The 7481-nt window shown below is 43.5% G+C and carries 8 protein-coding genes, 9 tRNA genes and 2 pseudogenes; 7 read left to right on the top strand and 12 right to left on the bottom strand.

Features of this window, described 5'->3' with window-relative positions; all coding sequences use genetic code 11:
- Positions 1-208: 208 nt before the first annotated feature.
- From CV944_RS15880 to CV944_RS15850, 7 genes are all read left to right on the top strand, one after another.
- A complete protein-coding gene (locus CV944_RS15880) occupies positions 209-1288 on the top strand; it encodes a type I restriction endonuclease (protein ID WP_100660189.1) in 1080 nt (359 codons plus the stop codon).
- A gap of 183 nt (positions 1289-1471) precedes the next feature.
- Positions 1472-1798, top strand: coding sequence for a transposase (locus CV944_RS15875; RefSeq protein ID WP_025039269.1), 327 nt, complete (start codon positions 1472-1474; stop codon positions 1796-1798).
- Complete coding sequence (locus CV944_RS15870) at positions 1795-2007, top strand: hypothetical protein (RefSeq protein WP_100660188.1); 213 nt, start codon at positions 1795-1797, stop codon at positions 2005-2007. The genes CV944_RS15875 and CV944_RS15870 overlap by 4 nt, the downstream gene beginning before the upstream one ends.
- Before the next feature lie 3 nt (positions 2008-2010).
- Positions 2011-2658: an IS3 family transposase gene (locus CV944_RS15865; RefSeq protein WP_100664514.1), complete on the top strand. Its 648-nt coding sequence runs from the start codon at positions 2011-2013 to the stop codon at positions 2656-2658.
- Positions 2659-3518: 860 nt separating this feature from the next.
- Positions 3519-3989, top strand: coding sequence for a GNAT family N-acetyltransferase (locus tag CV944_RS15860; RefSeq protein ID WP_008880998.1), 471 nt, complete (start codon positions 3519-3521; stop codon positions 3987-3989).
- A gap of 241 nt (positions 3990-4230) precedes the next feature.
- On the top strand, positions 4231-4503 hold the full coding sequence (locus tag CV944_RS15855) for a DUF3986 family protein (RefSeq protein ID WP_008881000.1): 273 nt from the start codon (positions 4231-4233) through the stop codon (positions 4501-4503).
- A 100-nt stretch (positions 4504-4603) separates the two neighbouring features.
- Positions 4604-4966 (top strand): hypothetical protein, encoded by a 363-nt coding sequence (locus CV944_RS15850; protein ID WP_100660159.1) that lies wholly within the window; start codon positions 4604-4606, stop codon positions 4964-4966.
- A 131-nt stretch (positions 4967-5097) separates the two neighbouring features.
- Here the strand turns inward: CV944_RS15850 and tsaA are convergent, their stop codons facing one another.
- The 12 genes and pseudogenes from tsaA to CV944_RS15795 form a co-directional block, all read right to left on the bottom strand.
- Entirely contained in the window at positions 5098-5556 is a 459-nt protein-coding gene (gene tsaA / locus CV944_RS15845; RefSeq protein ID WP_100660160.1) for a tRNA (N6-threonylcarbamoyladenosine(37)-N6)-methyltransferase TrmO, read from the bottom strand.
- Positions 5554-5759, bottom strand: a pseudogene (locus tag CV944_RS17750) (SAR2788 family putative toxin); the annotation flags it as partial. The gene tsaA and the pseudogene CV944_RS17750, both read right to left, overlap by 3 nt.
- 1 nt (position 5760) lies before the next feature.
- Positions 5761-6016: pseudogene (locus tag CV944_RS15840) on the bottom strand (DUF4277 domain-containing protein); the annotation flags it as partial.
- Positions 6017-6193: 177 nt separating this feature from the next.
- A tRNA-Leu gene (locus CV944_RS15835) sits at positions 6194-6278 on the bottom strand.
- 61 nt (positions 6279-6339) lie between these two features.
- Positions 6340-6413: transfer RNA gene (locus CV944_RS15830), tRNA-Cys, on the bottom strand.
- Positions 6414-6422: 9 nt separating this feature from the next.
- Positions 6423-6494 (bottom strand) — tRNA-Gly (locus CV944_RS15825).
- Positions 6495-6499: 5 nt separating this feature from the next.
- Positions 6500-6574: transfer RNA gene (locus tag CV944_RS15820), tRNA-Gln, on the bottom strand.
- A gap of 17 nt (positions 6575-6591) precedes the next feature.
- Positions 6592-6664, bottom strand: a tRNA-His gene (locus tag CV944_RS15815).
- Between the two features lie 17 nt (positions 6665-6681).
- Positions 6682-6755: transfer RNA gene (locus CV944_RS15810), tRNA-Trp, on the bottom strand.
- A gap of 7 nt (positions 6756-6762) precedes the next feature.
- A tRNA-Tyr gene (locus CV944_RS15805) sits at positions 6763-6847 on the bottom strand.
- A 6-nt stretch (positions 6848-6853) separates the two neighbouring features.
- Positions 6854-6929 (bottom strand) — tRNA-Thr (locus tag CV944_RS15800).
- Positions 6930-7236: 307 nt separating this feature from the next.
- Positions 7237-7312 (bottom strand) — tRNA-Phe (locus CV944_RS15795).
- Positions 7313-7481 lie beyond the last annotated feature (169 nt).

Here is a 7481-nt window from a genome sequence, read left to right as displayed (position 1 = left end):
CACGATGCTCAATGGGATGATCTGTGTGGAGTTTTCATAGAACTTTTGACGCTACCTAACTATATGATACTATATTTTACTGAATCTATCCTATTTTCAACAAAATATAGTTAAGGCGATTCATCTCCCACTTACTCCGCTTCGCTTCGTCGAAGTGGGAGTCTTCTCGCCTAATTAAGATAAATGTTGTGCAGAGGGGTGGAGCAAAATGGATCATTTCATCGAGCAGATCCAGACACTATCGAAAAGGGTGAACAGATTAAAAAATACTATAGCGACAGAGGAAGCTACGAAAACATCGATCATTATGCCTTTCTTTCAAGTTCTAGGGTACGATATTTTCAATCCGGAAGAGTTTTTACCGGAGTTTACAGCTGACGTGGGAATCAAAAAAGGGGAAAAAGTCGACTACGCCATTATGATCGATGGAAAACCGGTTATTCTCATTGAAGCTAAGGCCGCCAATCAAAAGCTGGATAAACACGATTCGCAGCTGTTTAGATATTTTGGCGCAACCTCAGCTAAGTTCGCTATTTTGACTAATGGCATCTTATACAGATTTTATACCGATCTCGATGAACAAAACAAAATGGATTCAGTGCCATTTTTCGAGTTTAACCTCGCTGAACCGAGAGAAAATCAAATTGTCGAGCTGGCGAAATTCCGAAAAAGCAGTTTCGATGTCGACAGCATTTTCAGCGCCGCATCCGAATTAAAATACCTAAATGAAATTAAACAGTTCCTGAATAATCAGTGGGAAAACCCGTCCGATGAGTTTGTTGCATTCATCATCAGCGATATTTATCCCGGAAAGAAAACTAAAAACGTGATCGAAAAGTTTCAAGGGCTTGTGAAAAAGGCACTGAAACAGTTTCTAAACGACCAAGTCAACGATAAACTTAAGGCTGCCTTAGCCAACAGTGACGAAGAAGAGACCGCCCAAGCGAAAGAAGAGAAAGCGCCAGATGTTCCCGAAGATCCAAAAGAGGAACACAATGAGCCGCAGATAGTCACTACAGAGGAGGAGCTTGAGGGGTATGTATTAGTGCGGCTGCTCCTAAGGGAGATTCTTGATCCCGAACGTATCTATTATCGCGATAACTTGAGCTACTTCAATGTTTTACTGGACAATAACATCCGAAGATGGATTTGCCGTCTCGGACTCAATACAAGCAACAAGTACATTCAGTTCAATGATGAAGGGAGAACAACAGTATATATCGAAACGGTGGCCGATATTGAAAAACATAGGGATAAACTAATAAAAGTAGCACAGAAATTCCTCTAAACATTGGAAATCCTTGCTCCATAACAAAGAAGGAACACCCATGTTTCAAAGGAGCATTCCCGTTAGGAGCTTTTCCGGGGACTTGATCAAAAAAAGCCCTCTTGGTATGTGATATTATCCCTCTAGTGTAGACAGTTGGGAAAATGCCCATACTGTCAGTAAAAACACTGGAGGGATTTGTTTATGTTCGAGACCAAGCAAACACCGAAAGGGAAGACCACTTATTCCGTGGAGTTTAAATGGAGGGCTGTCCAGATGTACATCGAAGAAGGATGGGGATATAAGCGGATATGCCAAGAGTTAGGGATTCCCTGCACGAAAACGATCAGACTTTGGGTAAAACGTTACCATGAACATGGTCGAAAAGGGCTCGAAGAACGGCGCGGGACATCCAAGTCTCCATTCAAGGGAAGGCCTCGAAAAAAAGAGTGCAGTTTAGAGGAAGAGAATCGAAGACTGAAAGCAGAGAATGATTATTTAAAAAAGTTACGAGAGCTGGCAAGGAGGTGAAACCGAAAGAGCGGTTCTCGATCATTCAGGAGTTATCCAACACCTATCCGATTGCCTGGCTATGCCAACTGGCCGGTGTGTCAAGAAGTGGATACTATCGATGGATGAACCAGCAGGGAATCGTCACAGAGAAGCAAAAGGAAAATGAACAAATCAAACAAATGATCCTCGAATGCCATCAAAAGGTCAATGGGATCTATGGATACTAGCGCGTGAAAGCATGGATAAAACGAAATTATGGGAAGACCGTGAATCATAAGCGAGTGTACCGACTGATGAAAGAGTTGGGGGTTCAGGCCAAAATCCGTCGAAAAAAGCCGAAGTATAAAGCGGGAAAGGAGAATATCGTAGCGTCGAACGTGTTAAACCGTGATTTTGCGGCCACTGCAGCCAACCAAAAATGGGTGACGGATATTACCTATGTGCCATTTCAAGGAACCTATTTGTATCTGTCTGCTATTAAAGATCTGTACAACAATGAAATCATTGCGTATCGCATCAGTCGTTCGAATGACTTAAAATTGGTGATCGAAACTGTCAAGGATGCCATCAAAAAACGGGATGCGCGAGGAGTCCTTCTCCATAGCGATCAAGGCTCCCAGTACACATCCCGCCAGTACCATCAACTGCTGAAGGCTCATCATATCATTCCTAGTATGTCCAGAAGAGGAAACTGTTTAGACAATGCCTGCATGGAAAATTTTTTCGGGCATTTGAAATCGGAAATGGTGGACCTTCCCACCTTTGAAACGGAAGAGGAAATGATCGGGGCGATCGATCAGTACATGTATTTTTATAATTATGAACGGTGCCAGAAAAAACTAGACTACCTCAGCCCAGTGGAATACCGAATTGCCTAAGCAGCCTAGCAGACGAACGGCTGAGAATGTCTCCTTCTTCAGCTTGCCAACGATGAAGTGGAATGAAGGAGACGTTGTCAAGTGCTTTCCTTGACAACGTTTCCTCATTCCACTATCCTAACAAGCAGCTAAAGAAGGTGGGTATTTTTCACACTGTCTACTTGACAGGGATATGTTCACCAACGTGGATGGCCTTATCACATACTGACAAAGCTCCTGCACCATGGAATCAATTGAGCGGAAAGAAGGACCGGTTTCCCCAAATGCTCCTGACAGGCTATGATCAACGGTGTCTGCATCACCGTTGATGATGAAAAGATCCGGTCCCGAATCATACATCTTAAAATTTTAACGAAGTCTTTTGGCTTCTTGTAACTTTCTTTTCTGTTCCGCTACTTTCGTGCGCAAAAACCTTATCTTTCCCAAAGTGATGATGTTGAATATGGTGTAGCAAACAAGGCTTGCCGAATACTCGTTGTCCTCATTCATATCGTGAAAAAACTTCATGTAACTCCTCCTTGATCTCATCTTTCCCCTAAAGGGTGATGATTGAAAAAGCATTCTTCTAATAGATAAACCTTAATGGTTGAACTTCTCCAAAATCAATCGTACCAAGAAGCAGCGATTGTCACTAGCCTCCTCAAAGGATGATGCAATGTCCCTCCAAGGCAGGGATTCAAAAGGCTGCTGTCGAAAAGAGAAGGAATTGATTGAATGAGAGTCTTTCCATGCAAGCTCGGGTCCCAGATTCGTGCCACACCTAGGTTTCTATCATCTTTCCTATTGAACGAAAGAAACAGAAACGCTGGCGTCAACACAAGTCTTTGACCATCTGGCGCAAAACGAAAGGAGTGCTCGACGTGAATGTGCCGTTTGAAATTCGCCAAGCCACCATTCAAGACATCGAAGATCTGACTCGATTGCGCTTGGAATTTCTTAAGGAGTTAGGAAAAATACAGTCGGAACAAGAGGAAACGCTTGTCACAACCGCAACAAAACAATATTTAGAAGAAGCCCTTTCAAACCATGAATTTATTTCCTTTGTCGCTTTATCCAATCATCGCATAGTCAGTGTCAGTGGCATCGTCTTATTCAAACGGCCCCCTTCTTTGCAAAATCTAAAAGGACTCGAAGCGTATATACTGAACGTGTATACGATCCCTCCGTATCGGAGAAAAGGATTGGCCAGAACGCTGTTGGAACGTTGCATTGAGGAATGTAAAACAATCGGAGTCAAACGAATTTGGCTGCATGCCACGGAAGATGGGAAGCCGTTATATACAAAAATGGGATTTACCTTTAAAAACAGTGAAATGGAATTATTCATTTGAATGTAACCAAACATTATAGACGACTGCCGGAAGCGAGCTTGTGCTTGTCACACCAAGGTGTGGAAAGACCGAACACCGCTTCCCCCTACATGAACGCGGAAGCGGCGTTGTTTCGGGCGCCAGCAGTCGCTCCAATGTTTGGTAAAAGCCGCATCCAATTGCCTCTATAGACATGCTCAAGTAGCTCCTAACATAAAAAACATAGCTTCATATGGTCATCAATACTAAGGAGTGAATCAACGTGAAATTTGATCCCAATCAGCATCTTCATTTAGGATATTATGAGAACAATGTTGATGTAGAAGCAGTTGCCTATAAACTTGAGCATACAAATCAATGGGTAGTTTTTCTCGATCATGAACAGGATACTACAGTCGTGAAAAGAATATTAGATCAGTATGATCTCCATGAAAAATATGGTTACAAAATTTTCACAGTCGAAGCAGATGAGTTATCTTATGACGTCGGAAGTAAGCTACTGGAAGAATGGTTAAAAGCAAATAATATCATATAAGATCATGTTGCCATTTGGTTGAATGGTGATTGGGCCAAATTCGAACTGTATGACTCAATATCACTGTTGCATGATTCACAACGAAAAGTGAGGTCTGTACATGAAGACGGTTAGCCAAGAAATCCAAGAATTGTCCATTCAATCCTTAGAGTCCACTTTTCATAAGCTTTCCAATGCTTTTCAAAGCATGACAGAAAAAGGTGCAAACACCGCTCTTGTGGAAAAAAGACGAAACACAGTCAAAATTGGTTTAGAAAGCCTAAAAAATACTTGGTATGGGGAAGAGTTTTGCTATGACGAAGAAATCATATTGACTTCTAAAGATGTTCTACAAGGTCTCATTCCGCCGATCGAAACACAAATAGCCAAAGCAAAGGAAGGAAGTTCACAAAAAACATTAAATGAGCGTCGCTTAATGGCGTTAAAACTGGCCATCGAATCTTTGGAGAACCGTCTTACATAAGACGGTTTTTCAATTTTTTTATTGTTCCCGAATTGGGTGTGTGACATAAACAAGATGGAAGGAAAGCTTATTTATGATAGCATCCCGTTATGTTTACGCCATAATCAACTGAAATCAAGTACGTCGTTCATTCAATCACAGGAATCCCAGTATCGTTCCATTAATGAGACCGACCAAGCAGGCTGCCTTACTTCGCCTTTAGGTAAGAACTCCTTCATAACCGGTTTAATATCAATAATCGGCGTACCATCTATGGCATCTAATCCTCTTACTTTCAATGTCCGCCCTTGATGTTCTAACAATTCAACCGTTGTTAACCCTAATTTATTCGGTCGATGTTTGCCCCTTTGAGCAAAAATTCCGACCTTCGGATATTCTTTACGATTTCTTGGATGCCTTGCTCCATAGTGAATGGTGTCATCTGTCACTCGGTCAAAATAAAAAATAATATCTAAATGCGAAAACTCACTGATCCCTTGTAAAGCGGAATCATCGATTTCATCTGATAATTCAATTATTGAAATAACACTACCCCAATTATCATCCTCAACATCTTTGCGGTTATTTTTAACAAATGCGATTGGTGCAATTTTACTGGCAACTTTAGTTGCAACAATATATGTTACACCTGCTATTACCACTGCAGCAGATGCAGCAATTAAATGAGATCAAAGCGCTTCACCTATTACAACCCCAATTGGAGCTAGAAATGCCATCGACACATGAGCTTTATTGAGTTTACTACAAGTTTTCCGTTTGTTTCAGTATCTTTAAATACAGCAACAATTTTATCAGGAAGGATGGAGCCCGGAACGAATGAGTTTCTCCAGATCGATCTCCTGTGCCCAATGTTCCAAGTGAACGAGGGCTTGCCGGCCATCAAACACATTGTAGAGGATGGCCTGAACGGCATCACTGGGTCGAGTCTGGCATTGCGAATCGACGGGAACGAGATGGTCAATCAATTAGGGCAGGTCCAGTTCCTTAAATAGGGTACTTATGATATTCAAAATAAGAATTGCGATAGACCCCTTTGACTTCAACATCCATGAGAGCAAACTCCTTTACTTTCCTTGTGTGTCAAGAATTCATTCGACGATGGGCACAAAAAACCCTCCCGATTTTCGTCGGAAGGGTGCGAAATGTGAGTAATGAGGAATCGTATGAGGATAAAATAAAAAAGGATTCCCACATCTCGTAGGAATCCTTGATACATCCTATTTTCGATGCCGATGGTGGGAGTCGAACCCACACGGGGGGCTACCCCACACGATTTTGAGTCGTGCGCGTCTGCCAATTCCGCCACATCGGCGCGACATGTATTATTCTATCACATTACTTCATGTCTGTCAACACTTTTTATATTCATTAGATGGAGGCGGCACCCGGATTCGAACCGGGGGTAAAGGTTTTGCAGACCTCTGCCTTACCACTTGGCTATGCCGCCTTGATCGAGAGCGGAAGACGGGACTCGAACCCGCGACCCCCACCTTGGCAAGGTGGTGTTCTACCACTGAACTACTTCCGCATCATTGGCTGGGGTAGCTGGATTCGAACCAACGCATCACGGAGTCAAAGTCCGTTGCCTTACCGCTTGGCTATACCCCAACGCTGTAAAAGTGAAGGGCGACTAGTGGGAATCGAACCCACGCATGCCAGAGCCACAATCTGGTGCGTTAACCACTTCGCCATAGTCGCCATAATGATAATCAAAATGGCAGGGGCAGTAGGAATCGAACCCACACCGGAGGTTTTGGAGACCTCTGTTCTACCATTAAACTATGCCCCTTCAATCATGGTGGAGGGGGACGGATTCGAACCGCCGAACCCAAAGGGAGCGGATTTACAGTCCGCCGCGTTTAGCCACTTCGCTACCCCTCCAAAGAATGGTGCCGACTGCAGGACTTGAACCCGCAACCTACTGATTACGATTCAGTTGCTCTACCAATTGAGCTAAGTCGGCATAAAACAAATGCAAGAAGGTGGCTCATTGTTGTGCTCTGTGCCTCTTCCTCTACAAGCTGATTCGAGGAAGCAGGATGCGTCGAGGCAACTCGAAGCCGACTCGACGAAGCAAGTGCTCGTCTCTACCAATTGAGCTAAGTCGGCATAATTATGATATAAATCGTGGCTCATTGTTCATTTGTTGTGTCCCTTCCTCTACCAGCCAATTCGAAGAAGCTGGGTGCGTCGGGACAACTCGCAATCGATTCGATGAAGCGGATGCTCGTCTCTGCCAATAGAGCTAAGTCAGCTTGCTATCAATTATATGGTGGCTCGGGACGGAATCGAACCGCCGACACAAGGATTTTCAGTCCTTTGCTCTACCGACTGAGCTACCGAGCCATATTAAGTTTTACGTTGCTTTGCTTGTACTGCACTGTGTCTCTTCCTCTACAAGCTGATTCGAGGAAGCCAGATGCGTTGAGGCAACTCCGACTGAGCTGCTGAGCTGTCTCTTTTCATAATTTTGAAACAATGGCGGTCCCGACGGGACTCGAACCCGCGATCTCCT

It is taken from the genome of Geobacillus sp. WSUCF-018B, assembly GCF_002809985.1.
Classification (GTDB): Bacteria; Bacillota; Bacilli; order Bacillales; family Anoxybacillaceae; genus Geobacillus; species Geobacillus thermophilus.
This window is presented reverse-complemented; position numbering and strand designations above follow the sequence as displayed.

Bases quoted from the DNA above. Each gene is read 5' to 3' on its own strand.
- CV944_RS15880 (WP_100660189.1), top strand. From the start codon at position 209: ATGGATCATTTCATCGAGCAGATCCAGACACTATCGAAAAGGGTGAAC.
- CV944_RS15875 (WP_025039269.1), top strand. From the start codon at position 1,472: ATGTTCGAGACCAAGCAAACACCGAAAGGGAAGACCACTTATTCCGTG.
- CV944_RS15850 (WP_100660159.1), top strand. From the start codon at position 4,604: ATGAAGACGGTTAGCCAAGAAATCCAAGAATTGTCCATTCAATCCTTA.